13 protein-coding genes are annotated in these 19,249 nt (G+C 72.3%); 5 read left to right on the forward strand and 8 right to left on the reverse strand.

All coding sequences use genetic code 11. The features are described from left to right. Positions 1-58 precede the first annotated feature (58 nt). From ABTW64_RS11985 to ABTW64_RS11995, 3 genes are all read right to left on the reverse strand, one after another. A complete protein-coding gene (locus ABTW64_RS11985; RefSeq protein WP_350622671.1) occupies positions 59-1,666 on the reverse strand; it encodes a Mur ligase family protein in 1,608 nt (535 codons plus the stop codon). Positions 1,667-1,768: 102 nt separating this feature from the next. Continuing rightward, positions 1,769-2,479, reverse strand: coding sequence for a YcnI family protein (locus ABTW64_RS11990; RefSeq protein ID WP_350622673.1), 711 nt, complete (start codon positions 2,477-2,479; stop codon positions 1,769-1,771). Positions 2,480-2,608: 129 nt separating this feature from the next. Beyond that, positions 2,609-3,220, reverse strand: a complete 612-nt coding sequence (locus ABTW64_RS11995) for a hypothetical protein (protein ID WP_350622675.1) — start codon at positions 3,218-3,220, stop codon at positions 2,609-2,611. Positions 3,221-3,334: 114 nt separating this feature from the next. On the opposite strand from ABTW64_RS11995, the gene ABTW64_RS12000 reads away from it, so the two are divergent. Together ABTW64_RS12000 and ABTW64_RS12005 are read left to right on the forward strand one after the other, a co-directional pair. Next, on the forward strand, positions 3,335-4,627 hold the full coding sequence (locus ABTW64_RS12000) for a M50 family metallopeptidase (protein WP_350622677.1): 1,293 nt from the start codon (positions 3,335-3,337) through the stop codon (positions 4,625-4,627). A 3-nt stretch (positions 4,628-4,630) separates the two neighbouring features. Then, on the forward strand, positions 4,631-5,515 hold the full coding sequence (locus tag ABTW64_RS12005; protein ID WP_350622679.1) for a DMT family transporter: 885 nt from the start codon (positions 4,631-4,633) through the stop codon (positions 5,513-5,515). A gap of 66 nt (positions 5,516-5,581) precedes the next feature. On the opposite strand, the gene ABTW64_RS12010 is transcribed toward ABTW64_RS12005, so the two are convergent. Beyond that, the gene (locus ABTW64_RS12010) at positions 5,582-7,561 is read right to left on the reverse strand and encodes a chorismate-binding protein (protein WP_350622681.1); all 1,980 of its coding nucleotides are present in this window, start codon (positions 7,559-7,561) and stop codon (positions 5,582-5,584) included. 312 nt (positions 7,562-7,873) lie between these two features. Between ABTW64_RS12010 and ispG the strand changes: the two genes are divergently transcribed. Continuing rightward, complete coding sequence (gene ispG, locus ABTW64_RS12015) at positions 7,874-9,025, forward strand: flavodoxin-dependent (E)-4-hydroxy-3-methylbut-2-enyl-diphosphate synthase (protein ID WP_350622683.1); 1,152 nt, start codon at positions 7,874-7,876, stop codon at positions 9,023-9,025. 8 nt (positions 9,026-9,033) lie between these two features. Here the strand turns inward: ispG and ABTW64_RS12020 are convergent, their stop codons facing one another. From ABTW64_RS12020 to pcp, 4 genes are all read right to left on the reverse strand, one after another. Beyond that, positions 9,034-9,183, reverse strand: coding sequence for a hypothetical protein (locus ABTW64_RS12020; RefSeq protein ID WP_350622685.1), 150 nt, complete (start codon positions 9,181-9,183; stop codon positions 9,034-9,036). An 84-nt stretch (positions 9,184-9,267) separates the two neighbouring features. Next, entirely contained in the window at positions 9,268-10,164 is an 897-nt protein-coding gene (locus ABTW64_RS12025; protein WP_350622687.1) for an LLM class flavin-dependent oxidoreductase, read from the reverse strand. Positions 10,165-10,440: 276 nt separating this feature from the next. Beyond that, a complete protein-coding gene (locus ABTW64_RS12030) occupies positions 10,441-11,868 on the reverse strand; it encodes an RNB domain-containing ribonuclease (RefSeq protein ID WP_350622689.1) in 1,428 nt (475 codons plus the stop codon). Between the two features lie 16 nt (positions 11,869-11,884). Beyond that, positions 11,885-12,523, reverse strand: a complete 639-nt coding sequence (pcp, locus tag ABTW64_RS12035; protein WP_350622691.1) for a pyroglutamyl-peptidase I — start codon at positions 12,521-12,523, stop codon at positions 11,885-11,887. Between the two features lie 40 nt (positions 12,524-12,563). Here pcp and ABTW64_RS12040 point away from each other — a divergent pair, with 40 nt between their 5' ends. Both ABTW64_RS12040 and ABTW64_RS12045 read left to right on the forward strand, forming a co-directional pair. Continuing rightward, positions 12,564-14,324 (forward strand): proline--tRNA ligase, encoded by a 1,761-nt coding sequence (locus tag ABTW64_RS12040; protein WP_350622693.1) that lies wholly within the window; start codon positions 12,564-12,566, stop codon positions 14,322-14,324. A gap of 212 nt (positions 14,325-14,536) precedes the next feature. Beyond that, positions 14,537-19,219: an ExeM/NucH family extracellular endonuclease gene (locus ABTW64_RS12045; RefSeq protein WP_350622695.1), complete on the forward strand. Its 4,683-nt coding sequence runs from the start codon at positions 14,537-14,539 to the stop codon at positions 19,217-19,219. Positions 19,220-19,249 lie beyond the last annotated feature (30 nt).

Consider the following 19,249-nt stretch of genomic DNA (forward strand, 5'->3'; position numbering starts at 1 on the left):
TGTGCACTGGGCCCTCCGGCCGAGTGCACACGCACATTGGTGTGTACCGGGGAGGAGGTCAGTCCTCGTACGGCACGGGCCAGGCAGGGGCGGGCACGGGCCAGCCCGCGTCGCGCAGGGCGCGCCGGGCGAGCTCGCGCGCCGAGTAGGGCGTGCGCACCCCGCGGATGTCGCGGTAGTCCTGGTGACCGGGCCCTGCCCACAGGATGGCGTCGCCGGGTCCCACGAGAGACACGGCCTTCACGATCGCCGCCTCCGGCGGAGAGACCTCGTGGATCTCGTGATCCGGGTTCGTCGCACGGGCGCCCTCGAGCAGCATGGCGCGGATCGCGTCCGGGTCCTCGAAGCGCGGGTGATGGTCGGTGATCACGACGATGTCACTGCCCTCGACCGCCGTGCGGCCCATGTCGAATCGCTTGGTCTTGTCGCGGTCGCCGTCGGCGCCGAACAGCATCAGCACCTTGCCCGGGGTGACGCGGCGCACGGCCGCGAGGGTCTTCTCGAACGCGTCGGGAGTGTGGCCGAAGTCGACGTAGACCGCCGGCCCCTCGTCGCCGGAGACGCGCTGCGTACGGCCCGGGAGGTACGCCTGGATGCCGCCGTCGCGCTCGAGCGCCCCGGCGATGCGCTCCCACGGGTAGCCCGCCTCGAGCAGCATCACGATCGCGAGTCCCGCATTCGAGGCCATGTGGGGGCCGATCACGGGAACGGTCGTGGTGAGCGATCCGGCGGGTCCGGTCAGGGTGAAGCGCGTGCCGGTCTGCTGCTCGTCGTCGATCGCGACGATCCAGTCGGCCCGGGCGGCGGCATCCGGATCGGCGGCGATCGACGGCGTCGCGATCGTCACGACCGGGATCTCGGCCTGGGCGGCGACGTCGATGCCGGGCGTCGAGTCGAGCGACACGACGCCGCGGCGCGCGCGGTCGGGGCGGAAGAACTGCATCTTCGCCTCGAAGTACTCGGCCATGTCGGCGTAGTCGTCGAGGTGGTCGTGCGTGAGGTTCGTGAACGAGGCGACGTCGAACACGAGCCCGTCGACGCGGTGACGGGTCAGCGCCTGGGCGCTGACCTCGACCGCGACCGCCTCGACGTGGCGCTCGCGCATCAACGCGAGCAGCGCGTGGAACTCGGATGCCTCGGGCGTGGTCAGGCGCGACACGATCACCTCGCCGGCGATGTGGCGCTCGGCGGTGGATGACAGCCCCGAGACGACGCCCATCTGCGTGAGCAGGCCATCGAGCAGGTGCGTGACGCTGGTCTTGCCGTTGGTGCCCGTCGAGCCCAGCAGCAGCGGCAGGTCGCGGTCGGTCCCGTACACCCACGCCGACAGCTCGCCCAGGATGGCGCGGGGGTCGTCGACCACGACGACGGGCAGCCCTGAGGGCTCGGCGATGTCCGCCCCCTCGGCGTCGGTGACGACCGCGGCGGCGCCCTTGTCGCCGGCGACCTGCGCGAACTCCGCGCCGTGACGGTTCACCCCGCGGATCGCGACGAACGCCTCGCCTGCGCGCAGATCGGCCGTGGCGAGCGTGACGCCGCTGATCTCCACGCCCTCCACGGCGCCCCGCGTGCCGCGGCCGAAGCGGGAGGCGAGGTCGCCGAGTGCCCGTCGCGGGGGGTTCTCGGGGCGCAGGACCGGGGGCAGGTTCGAGGGAGGGTTCGTCATGGCGTCATCAAGTCTCGCACGGGGCACGGCGCGTGCACGGTCGGGCGGTGCGGGGCACGCCGCGTCCGACCCGGACCACACTGGGCCGGACGCGGCGGGAGCTCAGCCGCGAGTCCGACGCCAGGCGAGCACCGACACGACGAGCGCGGCGACACCCGCGATCAGGCCGCCCGCGCCGAGCGCGATCGGCAGCGGATCGGCGGGAGCCGCGGCCGCCGCGCCATCCTGTGCCGGCTCGTCGGCGTGCGCATGCGCGGAGTCGGCGGAGCCGGACGCCGCGTCGGCCGCCAGCGTCACGACGGGCGCGGGGTGGTCGAGCGCATGCGGATCCTCGCCGTCGGCGGCGAGCTCGGACCACGACGTCGAGCCCTCGGCGCACACCTGCTCGACCGGGAAGGCGAGCGTGCCCGAGGCGTCCACGGCGTACTTCACGCCCAGCTCGACCGTCGCGCGCAGGTCGCTCGGCACGGGCTCGTCGGCGGTGTAGGTGACGCGGTCGATCAGGCCGTCGGAGGTGCTGCGCTCGACATCGACGGTCCAACCGGGCTGGATGGTCGGCGACACCGAGTCGAGCCCGTCGGGCACGTCGATCTGCAGCGCGGTGGTCGGCGATCCGTCGCAGCCGTGGCTGAACGCGAACGTGAGCACGTCGTAGCCGCCGGGCGCCGGGGCGCCGGAGTCGGGCGTGACGGTCACGTGCGCGCTGGCCGCGAGGGGAGCGGCGAGGACGAGGCCCGCGGCCAGCGCGGTGGCGGAGGCAGCGCGGACGATGCGGCGGCTGGCGGGACGGCGGGAAGCGGGGGTGGTGGACATGGGTCTCTCCGAGATCTGTGCGGGCGCGCGGGCGAGTGCCCCGGCGCGCGGGAGCGCGGCGCGGCACAGGCCGCGGCGCGGGATGGCTGCGTCTGCGCCCGGATCACCGCGTGCCGCGAGGCAGGGTTCTCAGGCGCCGAGCGCGAGGGGCGGGCCGCGCCGGGAGGCGGAGGAGAGGAGGACGGCTGCCGCCCGGCGGACGGCGGGGGCGGCAGCGGGGGAGACGGGACGGGCGACGAGCGGCGCGCGGGTCAGCCCGAAGCGGCGCAGCACCGCGACCACGCCGCCCGCGACGGCGCGGACGAGCCGCTCGCCGCGCCACAGCAGCGCCACGGTGACCAGCGCCGCGATCGCGTGCGCGACGTACATGGCGGCGCTCTCGGCGGGAGGTGCGACGACATCCGGCACCGCGGCGGCAGCCTGCGCGGAGCGCTGCAGCAGGTCGGCGGCGCCGTGCACGTGCGGGGCGCCGCCGGACGCGGTGCCGGTCGGCGACCCGAGCAGCGCGAACACGCCGTGGAACGCTGCCTGCCCGAGCGGCACGACCGCGGCGAGGCGTCCGAGCCCCGGGCGGGGTCCCGCCAGCGCCGCGGTGGCGGGCGTGAGCAGCACGGCCACGGCGGCGACCAGCAGCGGCGACGGCGCGGCACCGCCTGCCAGCGTGTGCGAGGTCGCGGCGAGCAGCGTCGCGACCGACGCCCAGACCGCACCGCGGAGCACGCGCTGCTGCCGGGTCGTCATGCCTCGAATCTACCCGCGGTCGCGGGCCCGCCGGCTCGACGACGGCCTCCGCGGGGCCTGCGTCCCGGTCTGCGGCCGAGCCGATTCAAAGGCAGCGGGCAGTACGGTTGATCCGTGGCAGTCGTGGCGTTCGTGATCGGCGTGCTCATCGTGGTGGTGGGGCTCGCAGTCTCCATCGCCCTCCACGAGATCGGCCACCTGGTGCCCGCCAAGCGGTTCGGCGTGCGCATCAGCCAGTACATGGTCGGCCTCGGCCCGATCGTGTACTCGCGTCGGGTGGGCGAGACGGTCTACGGCGTCCGCGCTCTTCCCCTGGGCGGCTTCGTCTCGATGGCGGGCATGTACGCACCCGTGAAGCAGAGCGCGAGGGCGCGGGGCGTCTTCGCGACCCTGGTGCAGGATGCGCGCGATGCCAATCACGAGACGCTCGAGGGCGTCGACGACTCGCGCGCCTTCTACCGCCTGCCGGTGTGGAAGCGCATCGTCGTGATGCTCGGCGGCCCGATCATGAACCTGCTGCTCGCGCTCGTGCTGTTCTCGGTCCTGTACAGCGGCATCGGGATGCAGCAGACGACCACGACGATCGACGCGGTCGCGGAGTGCGTGCTGCCCGCGGGGTCCGACGCCACGGAGTGCGCCCCTGGGGATCCGGCGTCGCCGGCGCTCGCCGCGGGGCTGCAGCCGGGCGACCGCTTCGTCACCCTGGACGGGCAGGAGGTCTCGACGTTCGCCGAGGCGTCGCGGATCATCCAGGACAACCCCGACCGCTCCATCCCGGTGGTCGTCGAACGCGAGGGCCGCACCGTGCCGCTGACCCTCACGCCCGTGCTCGCCGAGCGCGAGCTCGCCGGCGAGGACGGTCAGGTGACGACCCAGAGCGTGGGCTTCGCGGGCCTCACCGCCGCGGTCGAGCGCGTGCGCCAGCCGATCTGGACGGGCCCCCAGGCGACATTCGAGACCGTCGGATCGGTGGGCGGCATCATCCTGCAGCTGCCGGTGCGGCTGTGGGACACCGCGGTCGATCTGTTCACGGGGCAGGAACGCGACCCGAACGGGCCGCTCAGCGTGATCGGCGTCGGCCGGCTCGCGGGCGAGGTCGCGGCGACCGAGGCGCCCATCCTCGACCGCGTGGCGGCCATGGTGGGCCTGCTCGCCTCGGTCAACATCGCGCTGTTCGTGTTCAACCTCATCCCGCTGCTGCCGCTCGACGGGGGCCACGTGGCCATCGCGCTGTGGGACGCGCTCAAGCGCGCGTGGGCGCGGGTGCGCGGCACGCCCGACCCCGCTCCCGCCGATGCGACGCGCCTCGTGCCGGTGACTCTGCTGGTCGTGGTGCTGATGGTGGGGATGGGGGCGCTGCTGTTCGCGGCCGATATCTTCAACCCGGTGCGCCTGGCCGGCGGCTGATCCGTGCTGCGCGGATACGTCGCCCTCGTCGGCGCGACACTGTGCTGGGCGGGCAACTACCTGCTCGGCGTGATCGCGGTGGCAGAGACCGATCCGGTGAGCCTCACGTGGATGCGGTGGGTGCTCGCCGTTCTCCCGCTGTTCGCGATCGCGCAGGCCGTGGAGCGTCCCGACTGGCGCGCGCTGCTGCGGTCGTGGCCGCGGCTGGCGCTGCTCGGCGGCATCGGCGTGGCGGGGTACAACCTGCTGCTGTACGCCGCGCTCGGCACCGAGACGCCGTTCCAGCTCTCGCTCATCAACGCGTTCAACCCCGCGCTGATCGCGATCGCCGCGGTCGTGTTCCTGGGGGCCCGGCTCGGGTGGCGGGGGATCGCGGGCATCCTGCTGGCGTTCGCCGGGGTGTTCTGGATCATCTCGGGCGGGCGCCCGCTGACCATCCTGGAGCACCCGCCGAAGATCGGCAGCCTGATCATGGTGGGCGCGATCGTGGCCTGGACGGCGTACACGATCATCGGGCGCACGGGCCCGCGCCTTCCGCCCATCTCGGCCGTGGCGGTGCAGGGCGCGTTCGTGGTCGCGGGCCTCACGCCCTTCGTGCTGGCACAGGGGCTGGATCTTCCCGACACCGCCGCGGGCGGATGGTCGCTCGCCTACATCGCGGTCTTCCCGTCGATCCTGTCGTACGTGCTGTGGAACTACGCCCTGCAGCATGTGCCGCCGGCTCAGGCCGGGGTCTCCCTCAACCTGATCACGGTCTTCACGGCCATCGCGACCGTCCTGCTCGGCATGGCCGTCACGATCCCCCAGGTCGTCGGCGGGGTGCTCGTGCTGGCGGGCGTGGTGCTCGCGCAGGAGCGGTCCCCGCAGACACAGCGCGGGAACTCCTGAGCGGGCGCGCCGGGGCGGGGGACGCCGAGGCTCAGCGCTTGGACCGGTGGCCCGGCAGGCCGCCGCTCAGGCGAGCGCGTGCGAGACGAGCCGCTCGAGCGTGCGCATGCCGTCGCGCGACAGGATCGACTCGAGGTGGCCCTGCACCGACGCGAAGCCGTGGCCGCGAAGCGCGTACACGTCTCCGGTTGCCGGATCGGCGGCGAGCTCGACGGGACCGACCCGGCCGCAGCGCGTCTCGCTCGGCGTGAGCCGCGAGACACCCGGCATGGCCCGGGCCGTGAAGGTGTTGTAGAAGCCGATCGACGCCGGCTCGCCGAACACGTCGACCGTCTTCTGCAGGCCCTGGTGCGGGCTCGCGAGAGGCGCGAGGTCGAGGCCGATGCGGTCGCTCAGGATCTGGTGGCTCAGGCACACCGCGAGCAGCGGGGCGGCGGCGTCGCCGCCCTCGAGACGTCGCGCCACGATCTCCCGCATCCGGGCGACTCGGGGGTTGGCCGCGTCGCGCGGGTCGCCTGGGCCCGGACCGGAGACGACGAGCTCGGCGGCGTCGATGTCGGCGTCGGTCGCCTCCGACCAGTGCGCGATGGTCACGTCCAGGCCCAGATGGCGCAGCTGATGCGCGAGCATCGTGGTGAAGCGGTCCTCCGCGTCGACCACGACCGCCGACCGGCCGGCGAACGGCCCCGGCCCCGAGCCCTGGGGCTCGAGCCAGAAGGGCGCCAGGCGGGCGTTGCGCGACGCGAGCAGCTCGGCGATCCGGGGATCCTCGGCCAGCGGACGCCGGGTCTGCGCGCGTCCCGGAAGGGGCGTCGGGGCGTCCGGGTCCTCGGCGGGCGCGGGGGCCGACGCCCGCGGCACGGCGCCGATCGCGCCGAGCACGCCCGCGGCCTTGCCGTGCGTCTCGGACACCTCGCCCTGCGGGTCGGAGTGCCGCACCAGCGTCGCGCCGGCCGGCACCCGCAGGCGGCCGTCGACGAGGTACGCCGTGCGGATCAGGATGGGAGCATCCAGGTCGTGCCCGCCGCCTTCGCGCGGCGTGAACAGGGCCGCGACCCCCGAGTAGTAGCCGCGCGGCGTGCGCTCATGCCGACGGATGACGGCACACGCGTTCTGCATCGGCGAGCCGGTGACGGTCGGGGCGAACATCGTCTCGCGCAGGATGTCGCGCGGGTCCATCCGGCTGGTGCCGCGCAGCATGTACTCCGTGTGCGTGAGCCGCGACATCTCCTTGAGGTGCGGGCCGGTGATCCGGCCGCCGTCGCTGCACACGGCGCTCATCATCTTGAGCTCCTCGTCGACCACCATGAAGAGCTCCTCGGTCTCCTTGGTGTCGGTGAGGAACGCCGCGAGCGTCTCGGCCGTCGCGCCGCCGGACGGATGGCGGAACGTGCCGGAGATCGGGTTCATCGTCACGACGCTCGGCTCGCCCGCGCTTCCGGCGACCGCGGTCACGTGCGCCTCGGGGCTCGCACCCACCGCGACGTGGCCGGGGGTCACGATGGCGAACGTCCAGTAGGCGCCGCGCTCGTGCTCGAGCAGCGCGCGGAACCACGTCAGCGCCGCGACGCGGGGGGCGGCGTCGACGTCCGCGATGTAGTCGCGGCGGATCACGAAGTTGGCGCCCTCGCCGCGGCCGATCTCGTCCGAGATCACGCGCCGCACGATGTCGGCGTACTCCGCGTCGGCGATGTCGAAGCCGGCGCCCGACAGCGGCACGGGCTCCGTCGGAAGCACGGCCATGGCCTCGGCCAGCGGCACGCGCTCGTGCGCCTCGACCAGCAGGCAGCGCAGGGGAGCGCCGTCGTCGTGCGCCTCGAATCCGCGCTCGCGCACCTGCCGGTAGGGCACCATGGCGAGCACCTCGCGCGGCACGCCGCGCTCATCCTGCAGCGGGATGTCGGCGAGCAGCTCCACGTCCTGCACGGCCCCGGTCAGCACCTCGATGTGCTCGACGGAGCCGGATGCGCCCGCGCGCGCGATCAACGCGAACGAGGCGTCGGCATCGGCTGCCAGGCGGTTGATCAGGTCGGCGGTGCCGGTCATCGGGTTCTCCTCGGCGGTGCGGCGGCCTGACATACGAAAAGACCGCCCTGACGGCGGTCTGTTCTCGTGTTCGCGAAAGCACCGCCTAGGAGGCGGGCCACCAGGAGGTGAGGTTCGCGGACATGCCGGAAACGTACCATGCTTTTCGCTCCCGCCTCCCGTCTCCCGCCTCCCGCCTCCCGCCTCCCGCCTCCGCTCAGGCCCCGCACGCTCGCGCGGGGGCGCGCTTGCGCAGAGCGGGGCGCCTGGACGATTCCCGCGAGCCCGGGCGCATCCAGCCTCGGCCCATCCGCGCCGACTACCCTGGGGAGCGTGCCAGCCGTGAATCTCGGGATGCCCCGCGTCCCCGAAACGCTCGCCCCGCGTCGCAAGTCCCGCCAGATCCGCGTGGGCAAGGTGCTCGTCGGCGGCGACGCGCCCGTCAGCGTGCAGTCGATGACCACCACGCCGACCACCGACATCAACGCGACGCTGCAGCAGATCGCCGAGCTCACGGCGAGCGGCTGCGAGATCGTGCGCGTCGCGGTGCCGAGCCAGGACGACGCGGATGTGCTGCACATCATCGCGAAGAAGAGCCAGATCCCGGTCATCGCCGACATCCACTTCCAGCCGAAGTACGTGTTCCAGGCGATCGACGCCGGCTGCGCCGCGGTGCGAGTGAACCCGGGCAACATCCGCAAGTTCGACGACCAGGTCGGGGCGATCGCGAAGGCGGCACAGGCCGCGGGGGTCTCGCTGCGCATCGGCGTGAACGCCGGATCGCTCGACCGCCGCCTGCTCGAGAAGTACGGCAAGGCGACGCCCGAGGCGCTCGTCGAGTCGGCGGTGTGGGAGGCGAGCCTGTTCGAGGAGCACGACTTCCACGACTTCAAGATCTCCGTCAAGCACAACGACCCGATCGTGATGGTCAAGGCGTACCGGCAGCTCGCCGAGCGGGGCGACTGGCCCCTGCACCTGGGCGTCACGGAGGCTGGTCCGGCGTTCCAGGGCACCATCAAGAGCGCCACGGCCTTCGGCATCCTGCTGTCGGAGGGCATCGGCGACACGATCCGCGTCTCCCTGTCGGCCCCGCCGGCTGAGGAGGTCAAGGTCGGTCACCAGATCCTGCAGTCGCTCAACCTGCGTGAGCGCAAGCTCGAGATCGTGTCGTGCCCGTCGTGCGGCCGCGCCCAGGTGGACGTCTACACGCTCGCCGAGAGCGTGACCGAGGGTCTCAAGGACGTCACCGTCCCGCTGCGCGTGGCCGTCATGGGATGCGTCGTGAACGGCCCGGGCGAGGCCCGCGAGGCCGACCTGGGCGTCGCATCGGGCAACGGCAAGGGCCAGATCTTCGTCAAGGGCGAGGTCATCAAGACCGTGCCGGAGGCCGAGATCGTGCAGACCCTCATCGAGGAGGCCCGCCGGATCGCCGATGAGATGGGCCCCGACGCCGGCATCGGCACCGCGCAGGTCGTCACGGCGTAACGCGCGCGTCAGCGTTCGCTCATGCGCTGGCGCATGCGCTCCGCGAACCAGGCGGCGGACACGTCGAGGTCGATCTGCCCACTCGCCACGCCCACGACGTGCGCGAATGCGTCGTCCTCGGTCGCATCGACCACGCGATCGTTCAGCCATAGTCCCATCCGCTCGACGACGCTCAGCGCGTTCTCGAGCGTGAGCTATCGCGCCATCGGGCGTCTTCGAGCTCAGGTCTGCGACGGCGCGCCTCAGCCGCCCTGCGCGGCGACCTCGGCCAGGAAGCGGTCGCCGAGGTCGTTGATCTTCGCCACGTCGCGCAGCGACGTGAGAGGCAGGATGAACTCGTCCACGCCTGCCTCGGCGTACGCGCCCATGATGTCCACGAGTTCGGCCGCGCTGCCGCCGATAGCGGGTCGGCCCTTCGCGTTCACGGCGGCCGCCTTCGCGGCGTCGTCGAAGAAGACCAGCGCCTGCGTCGTGCGCCACAGCGAGCTCGGCTGGCGGCCCGCGTCCTCGAGCGCGGCGGTGAAGATGCGGTTCTTCCCGGCGAACAGCTCGGGCGTGGCCCACATGTTCCACTCGTCGGCGTAGCGCGCCACGAGCTTCGGCATGACCTTCTCGCCCTTGCCGCCGATCAGGATCGGCAGGGTCGCGTGCGGTTTCGGGTTGAGCGACGCGTGCTCGAGGCGGTAGCGCTCTCCCTCGAAGTCGGTGAACGTCTCGTCCCGCAGCCCGGTCCATACCTGCAGCGCCTCGCGGAACCAGCGGATGCGGCTCGGCACGTCGCCGAACTCGATGCCGAACGCGCGGTGCTCGTTCTCCTGCCAGCCGGCGCCGACGCCCAGCACGAACCGGCCGTCCGAGATGTCGCTCAGCGCGGCCGCCTGCTTGGCCACGACGGCCGGATGACGGTACGTGTTGCCGAGCACCAGCGATCCGATCCGCACGTCCGGCACGGTCGCCGCGAGCGCGGTCAGCTGCGTGAGGCACTCGCCGCGCGCGCCGTCGTTCGGCTCGGCGGTGTTGTCCATGAAGTGGTCCTCGAGCCAGAGGCCGCGCCATCCGCCCGTGCCGGCGGCGTGCGCCGCGGCGGCGTGCAGATCGTGCCAGGGCAGGTTCGCGGGGAGCCAGAGACTGAACTTCATGTGGCGAGCGTATCGGGCCCCATCGCGCCGGGCGCCGTGGCGGCTCGGCCCCCTGGCAGGTCGGCCGCCCGGTGCGTGTCCCACTTGTGGCCTGAATGAGCGGCGGATTCCGACCACAACTGGGACACGCTCTCAGCCGAAGTGGCCACAACTGGGACACGCGCTCAGCCGAAGTGGCCACTACTGGGACACGCTCTCAGCCGACGTGGCCACAACGGGGACATGCCCGCGCCGACGGGGCCTACGCGACGCGGCGGACGGAGACGCGGCGTGCGCTCAGACGACCGCGAACGTGACGCGTCCCTCGCCGATGTCGGTGCCCGTCAGGCGCACGCGGATCGTGGAACCGGGATCGCGCGGGTCGGAGATCGTCGCGGTGACGAACGGATCGGCGATCTGGATGCGCGATCCGCCCTTGGTCTGCGACACGACCGTGGCGTCGAACTCCTCATCGACACGCCCGTGCAGCACGGCGGCCTCGACGCGGTCGACCGCTCCCGCCTCGAGGCGGCTCGCGAGCGAGCCGGATCGGCGCATGGTCTCGGCCAGCCCCGGCAGCGCCTCGCGGGCCCACGCCGGGGCGTCGGTGCACATCGCGAGCACGAACCGGTCGACCAGGCGGCGCAGGGGAGCGGTCGTGTGGGCATACGGGGCGGCGATGGCCGCCTGGATCGGCTGCTCGGGGCGCACGCCGTCGAAGGCCACGTAGTCGGCGCCTCGGAACAAACCGCTCGCCGCCTGCATGATCGCGGGAGCCGCCGGGTCGGCGTGGTCGACGCGGCGCAGATACTCGCCGTACGGCATGTCGTCGGGCCACGGATGGCCGATCGCCGCCACGCGGCGGCGGAACTCGGCGATCGCCTCGGCGTCGGCCGCAGGGAGGGTGCGCAGGATGCCCGCACCCCGCTCGAGCATGATCGCCGCGGCCGCCATCCCCGTCATCAGGGAGATCTGCGCGTTCCAGTCCTCGATCGGCAGCGTCACACGGGCCCGCAGGTCATAGCCCGCGTCGGTCGCCACGATCTCCTCCTCGGGCGAGTTCAGGCTGGCACCGCCGCGCGCGGCCTCCTGGGCGACCAGCGCGGGGCCGACCTCGGCGAGCAGCGCGAGCGCGTCCGGTGCGTCCCCGCGGTCGACGGCCGCCTGCGCGTCGACGTAGCTCCACTGCCGGCGCGAGCGCACCCACGCCCGCACGGGGGGTCGCGCGGGCCCGTGCTGCGCGCCGGCGGCATCGAGAGCGAAGCGCCACACGTACGCGCGCCGATCCTGCTCGGGCAGCAGCGAGGCGGCGCCGTGCGAGAGCACCTCGGGGTGCAGCGCCACCGAGCCGTCGGGGGCGTACAGCGTCTGGCCGCGACGGTGCGTCTCCGCGTCGATGGCACCGCCGGGGCGCACGAACGCCGCGAGGTCGGCGATCGCGTAGTGGACGACGAAGCCGGCGCCGTCCCGCGCGATGCACAGCGCCTGATCCAGGTCGCGCGATCCTTCCGGGTCGATCGTGTGGAACGCGAGATCCCGCAGGTCCGCACGTTCGGCATCCGATCCGTCCACGGCCTCCCCGGACGCGACGACCGCGTCCGCCTCGGCGATCACCTCGGCCGGGAACTCCCCGGGCAGCTCGAGCTCGCGGCGCAGGGCCGCGAGCGACTCGGCCAGCTGCGTCTGGACGGCGGACGGAGACAGGCGTGCGTGGCGGGCCGGCATGCCGCCAGCCTATTGATCAGTGCAGGGCGCCGGCGCTCGCTCCGGCGTCGACGGTGACGTCGAGCGCCGTCCGCACCGCGAGCTGGAGCGCGTGCGCGATGTCGATCGCCGGAAGAGAGGCGGCTCCCTCGGGCGCGGTCTCGGTCGACCACGGCACGTGGACGAAGCCGGCGCGCATGCCCGGGCGCGACGCGGCTTCGTGAGCGGCGACGTAGAACACGTGGTTGCACACGAACGTGCCCGCCGTGTGCGACACGGCGGCCGGGATGCCGGCACCCTCGATGGCGGCGGCGATCGCCTTGACGGGCAGGGACGAGAAGTAGGCCGCCGGGCCGCCGGCGACGCTCGGCTCATCGATCGGCTGCGCGCCGGCGTTGTCGGGGATGCGGGCGTCCCGCAGGTTGATCGCCACCCGCTCAGGCGTCACGTGGGGACGCCCGCCGGCGAGCCCCGTGGCGATCACGACATCCGGTGCGAACTCGGCGATCAGCTGGCGCAGCTCGGCTGCGGCGGCGTCGAACTCCACCGGCAGCGTCGCGGTGACGAGGGTCTCGGGCCCCGCCCACGTCAGGGCGGCCTCGGCGACGGCCTCGCCCGAGGGGTTGCGGGCATCGCCCGCGAACGGCTCGAATCCAGTCAGCAGCACGGTCGTCACCGGTCAAGATTAGGCGCCTAAATCCCTAGACTGGACGCCTATGGTCACGCGGCTCTCTTCCTTCTTCTTCCGCTCGCTTCGCGAGGACCCCGCCGATGCGGAGGTCGTCAGCCACCGTCTCCTGGTTCGCGCGTCGTACATCCGGCGCCAGGCGCCCGGCATCTTCGCCTGGCTGCCGCTCGGCCTGCGGGTGAAGGCGAAGGTCGAGCAGATCATCCGCGAGGAGATGGCCGCAGCCGGAGCGCAGGAGGTGCACTTCCCGGCACTCATGCCGCGCGAGCCCTACGAGGCCACGAACCGCTGGACCGAGTACGGCGACGGCATCTTCCGCCTGCAGGATCGCCACGGGGCCGACTACCTCCTCGCGCCCACGCACGAGGAGGCCTTCACCCTGCTCGTGAAGGACCTGTACTCGTCGTACAAGGACCTGCCGCTGACCATCTACCAGATCCAGGACAAGTACCGCGACGAGGCGCGTCCCCGCGCGGGCCTCCTGCGCGGCCGCGAGTTCACGATGAAGGACGCGTACTCGTTCGACGCCTCTGACGAGGGCCTCGACGCGTCCTACCAGGCGCAGCGCGACGCCTACGAGCGCATCTTCCAGCGCCTCGGCATGGAGTACGTCATCGTCAAGGCGGACGCCGGCGCGATGGGCGGCTCGAAGTCGGAGGAGTTCCTGCACCCGACCCCGATCGGCGAGGACACGTTCGTGCGCTCCGAGGGCGGCTACACGGCGAACGTCGAGGCGTTCGAGACGCGGGCGCCCGAGGCGCTGCCGATCCCGGATGGCGCTCCCGTCGTGTTCGACTCGCCTCAGACGCCGACCATCCAGACGCTCGTGGATCACCTGAACGCGCATGTCGAGAAGCCCGCAGCAGGGGAGTGGACCGCGGCGGACACCCTGAAGAACGTGGTGCTCGCGCTGAAGCACCCGGATGGCCGGCGCGAGCTGGTCGTGGTGGCCGTGCCCGGCGATCGCGACGTCGACGACAAGCGCGTGGAGGCGGCCTTCGCGCCGGCGGAGGTCGAGGCGGCCACGGAGGCCGACTTCGCGAAGCACTCCGCGCTGGTCAAGGGCTACATCGGCCCGTGGTCGGCTGCAGGCCCCGTGCTGGGCGAGGAGTCGGCCAGCGGCATCCGCTACCTCGTCGACCCGCGCGTCGTCGACGGCACGGCGTGGGTCACGGGGGCCAACGAGCATGAGAAGCACGTGCACTCCGTCGTGGCGGGCCGCGACTTCACGCCCGACGGCGTGATCGACGTCGCCACCGTGCGCGAGGGCGACATCGCGCCCGACGGCACCCCCATCACGCTCGAGCGCGGCATGGAGATCGGCCACGTGTTCCAGCTCGGGCGCAAGTACGCCGAGTCGCTGGGGCTGAAGGTGCTCGATCAGAACGGCAAGCTCGTGACCGTGACCATGGGCTCGTACGGCATCGGCGTGACGCGCATCCTCGCCGCCATCGCCGAGCTCAACAACGACGACAAGGGCCTGATCTGGCCGGCCGCCGTCGCACCGTTCGACGTGCACGTGGTCGCCACGGGCAAGGGAGACGACGCGCTGAACCTCGGCGAGCAGGTCGTGGCCGAGCTCGAGGCCGGCGGCCTCGACGTGCTGTTCGACGACCGCCCCAAGGTGTCGCCGGGCGTCAAGTTCGGCGACGCCGAGCTGATCGGCGTGCCGCAGCTGCTGGTGGTCGGTCGCGGCGCCGCGGACGGCCAGGTCGAGCTGTGGGATCGTCGCTCGGGTGAGCGAGAGGTGGTGCCCGCGGCCGAGGCGGTCGCCCGACTGGTCGGCTGATCCCTCTCGACAGCGCCGAGGCCCCGGTCTTCTGACCGGGGCCTCGGCGCGTGCGGAGGCGCCGTCGGCCGTTCTCCTCGTCGTCACCTCGCCGTCAGGGGCACGAAACGCGGTGGGAGCAGTGTGGGGGGAGTTCTGCCCAGGCCTCCGCCGTCACCGGCGTGGTTCTCTGGATCGTTTGCACCGCTCCTCTCACCCCCCGGAGATCGCCCATGCCCCTCATCGGTCCGGCCCCCGCGCGTCGACGTGCCGCGGTCGTCGCGAGCGCAGCCCTCGCAACAGGCTGCCTCGCCTCCTTCCTCCCCAGCACGGCGTTCGCCGCCCCCGACGGCGGCGCGGTCGTCATCAACGAGGTGTATGGCGGCGGCGGCAACAGCGGCGCGGTGTACACCCACGACTTCGTGGAGCTCTACAACCCGACGGATGCGCCGATCTCGCTCGACGGCATGGCGCTGGAGTACCGCTCGGCCGCCGGCGGCTCGGGTGGCGTGAACGTGCTGGACGGCACCATCCCGGCCAAGGGCTTCTTCCTGGTGCAGGAGGCCCAGGGCTCGGGCGGCACGACGCCGCTGCCGGCCCCCGATCAGGTCGGGACCCTGTCTCTGGCGGGCGGCAGCGGACAGGTGCTCCTGCTGCCTTCCGCCACGAGGTTCACCGGCACGGGCGACGTCGCGGGGCACGCGGGCCTGATCGACGCGGTCGGCTACGGCACCGCGAACACCTTCGAGGGCGCCGCCACGCCCGCGCTGTCGAACTCGACCGCCGCGGGCCGCACGGCCGCAGGCGTCGACACCGATCGCAACGCCGCGGACTTCGCCGTCGGCGCGCCGACCCCGCAGAACTCCGGAGGCGGGGTGGAGCCCGAGCCGACGCCCACGCCCACCGTGACGACCAGCCCCACGCCGACTCCCACGCCGACCGCTCCGGCCGAGGTCGTCGCGATCGCCGACGTGCAGGGGGCGAGCGACGCGTCGCCCCTGGCCGGCCGCACCGTGACGGTGCGGGGCGTCGTGACGGCCGACTACCGCACGGGCGGCTTCAACGGGTTCTACGTGCAGGATCCGGCCGGCGATCCCGCGGACGGTCGATCCGACGCGATCTTCGTCTACGGCTCGCACGCGCGCGCCGAGATCGGCCAGAGCGTTGCGGTCACCGGCGCCGTCAGCGAGCACCTGGGCACGACCGAGATCACGCCCGCGGCCGGAGGTGTCGAGGTGCTCACCGAGAGCCTGGGCACGATCACGCCGCTCACCGGGTGGGCGACGATCGACACGGCCGAGGAGAAGGAGGCGCATGAGGGCGAGCTCGTCCTCCCCGCCGAGGGCTTCACGGTCAGCGACAACTACGACGCCAACTACTACGGATCGTTCGTGCTCGCCCACGGCGAAGGCGCACTGAAGACCCCGACCGAGCACGCCGACGCCGACGACACGGCGGGTCTCGCCGCGATCGCGGCCGAGAACGACGCGCGCCGGATCACGCTCGACGACGGCTCGTCGACGAACTTCAACAGCAACGCCAACAAGGCGACGCCGCTGCCGTACCTCACGCCGGCCAACCCGGTGCGCGTGGGCTCGGTGGCGACCTTCCATGAGCCCGTCGTGCTCGAGTACCGCTATGACGCCTGGAACTTCCAGCCCACCGCTCCGGTCACGGGCGACGGCACCGACGTCGTGACATTCAGCGACACCCGCACGCCGAACCTTCAGCCGCAGGATGTCGGGGGCGACGTGCGCCTGGCCACCTTCAACGTGCTCAACTACTTCCCGACCACCGTCGAGGAGCACGTCGCCGCAGGCGGCTCGTGCACGACGTACGACGACCGTGCCGGCGACCCGGTGACGGCGAACGACTGCGGGTCGCTCGGTCCGCGCGGTGCCGCCGAGGCCGAGGACCTGGCGCGCCAGGAGATCAAGATCGTGAAGGCCATCACGGGACTCGGGGCCTCGATCGTCTCGCTGGAGGAGATCGAGAACTCCGCCCACTTCGGCAAGGACCGGGACTTCGCGGTCGCGACCCTCGTCGATGCACTGAACGAGCACGCCGGATCCGACGTCTGGGAGTACGTGCCCTCGCCGCAGGAGGTGCCCGCGGTCGCGGACGAGGACGTGATCCGCACGGCCTTCATCTACAAGCCGGCCGACGTCGCGCCGGTGGGCGAGTCGCGCATCCTGATCGACGAGGAGAACTTCGACAACGCGCGCGAGCCGCTGTTCCAGGCGTTCAAGGGCGTCGGCGCCGCGGACGAGGACGCCTTCCTGGTGTCGGTGAACCACTTCAAGTCGAAGGGCTCGGGCGTCGACGACGGCACCGGCCAGGGCAACGCCAACCCCGACCGCGTCGGTCAGGCCCAGGCTCTCGTGGACTTCGCGGCGCAGCTGACCGAGGAGACGGGCATCGAGGACGTGTTCCTCGCCGGAGACTTCAACGCGTATGCCAAGGAAGACCCGATCCAGCTCATCGAGGAGTCCGGCTACACCGAGCTCAACGCCGCCCTCAACGGAGGGGAGGCGACCTACAGCTTCGACGGCATGGAGGGATCGCTCGACCACGTGTTCGCCAACGCGGGCGCGCTCGAGATGGTGACGGGCGTCGACGTCTGGCAGATCAACGCGCAGGAGCAGGTCGGCTTCGAGTACAGCCGCCACAACTACAACGCCACGATCCTGTACGACGACTCGGTCTTCCGTGCCAGCGACCACAACCCGGAGCTCGTCGGCCTCGACCTCCCTGGCGACGCCGCGGCGCCCGTCGAGCTCGACATCCTGAACATCAACGACTTCCACGGGCGCATCGACGGCAATACGGTCGCGTTCGCCAAGACGGTCGAGGACCTGAAGGCGCAGAACCCCGACGGATCGGTGTTCGTGTCCGCGGGCGACAACATCGGCGCCTCGCTGTTCGCGTCGTCGGTGCAGAAGGATCAGCCGACGATCGATGTGCTGAACGCCCTCGGCCTGGCCGCCTCCGCTGTGGGCAACCACGAGCTCGACCAAGGCCTGGAGGACCTCACGGGCCGCGTCGCACCCGCCACGGAGTACAGCGATCTCGGCGCGAACGTGTACCTGAAGGGCACGCAGACCCCGGCGCTCGACGAGTACGACGTGATCGACGTCAACGGCGTCGAGATCGGCTTCGTCGGCGTGATCACGGAGGAGACGGCCACGCTGGTGTCGCCCGCGGGCATCGCCGACATCGAGTTCGGCGATCCGGTGCAGGCGCTCAACCGCGTGACCGAGCAGCTGCTCGACGGGGATGCCGCCAACGGCGAAGCCGACCTGGTGGTGGCGCTCGTGCATGAGGGCGCGGGTGCCGGCACACCGGACGGCTCGTCGATCGCGGACGAGGTCGCCGCGGGCGGTGCGTTCGCGTCGATCGTGACCGACACCGATCCGCGCGTCGCCGCGATCCTGACGGGTCACACCCACAAGCAGTACGCGTGGGATGCCCCCATCGAGGGCACCGACCGCACTCGGCCGATCATCCAGACCGGCAACTACGGCGAGTTCCTCGGCCACGTGTCGCTGACGCTCGACCGCGAGACGCTCGAGGTGGTCGACTACGCGGTCGAGAACGTGGCCCGCGCCGCCGCGCCGACCGCCGACCAGATCGCGGCGAGCCCCGTGCTCACAGAGGTGAAGTCGATCGTGGATGCCGCGCTCGCCCACGCGGCGGAGGTCGGCGACGAGCCCATCGCCGAGGTCACGGCCGACATCACGACGGCCTTCGCCGGCGGCTCCTACGTCGACGGCGTCTGGACCGGCGGCACGCGGGACGACCGCGCGAGCGAGTCGGCGCTGGGCAAGCTGGTCGCCAACTCGCTCCGCGACAGCCTCGCGGACGACGCGCGCGGCGGCGCCGAGATCGGCGTCGTCAACCCCGGCGGCCTGCGCGCCGACCTGCGCTACGGAGAGGACGGCGTGATCACCTACGCCGAGGCCAACGCCGTGCTGCCGTTCGTCAACAACCTGTGGACCGTCACGCTGACCGGCGAGCAGCTCGACGAGCTGCTCGAGCAGCAGTGGCAGACGGATGCGACGGGCGCCCGCCCCTCGCGGCCGTACCTGGCGCTGGGTCTGTCGGACAACGTGACCTACACCGCCACGACCGGCGACCCGCTGGCAACCCCGGGCGACAATGTCTCGGCGATCTACATCGACGGCGAGCTGGTGCAGGCCGATGACGAGATCACGGTGGGGACGTTCTCCTTCCTCGCAACGGGAGGTGACAACTTCCGGGCCTTCACGGAAGGGTCGGATGCACGCGACTCGGGTCTCGTGGACCGCGACGCATGGATCGCATACCTCGAGCAGAACACGCCGCTGTCACCCGCGTTCGATCGGGCGCGGGCGATCGTCCCGGAGGCGCCGGGCACGGTTCGCGCGGGTGAGGACGTGCGACTGGCGGTCTCGGGGCTCGACCTCACGTCTCTGGGCGCGCCGCGGAACACAGCCGCTCAGGTGACGCTCGACGGCGTCTCGCTCGGCGAGCTGCCGGTGTCGGAGGGCGCCCTCGCCGGTGCGGTCGCGATCCCGGCCGACACCGCCGCCGGCGCCGCCACGCTCGAGATCACCGTCGAGCCGTCGGGCACCGTCGTGCGCCTGCCGATCGCGGTGGAGGCGCGGGCGGCGGTCGAGGCCGGCGAGCCGGTGATCACGGCGGGCAAGCAGGGCGTCAAGCCCGGCGCGAAGCTCTCGGTGGACCCGGGACAGTGGACGGCGGGCGCGCAGCTGTCGTACCAGTGGATGGCCGACGGCGAGCCGATCGCGGGTGAGACCGGGCGGCAGTTCCACCTCACCGGCAGGTACAAGGGCAAGGTCATCACCGTCGAGGTGACGGGCACGCTCGAGGGGCATGAGTCCGCGACGGCCGTGTCGGACGGCGTCCGCATCTGACGTCCCGACACGCCCGGCATGCGGCCCCGC

The sequence above is a fragment of the Microbacterium sp. NPDC096154 genome (assembly GCF_040302945.1).
Taxonomy (GTDB): domain Bacteria; phylum Actinomycetota; class Actinomycetes; order Actinomycetales; family Microbacteriaceae; genus Microbacterium.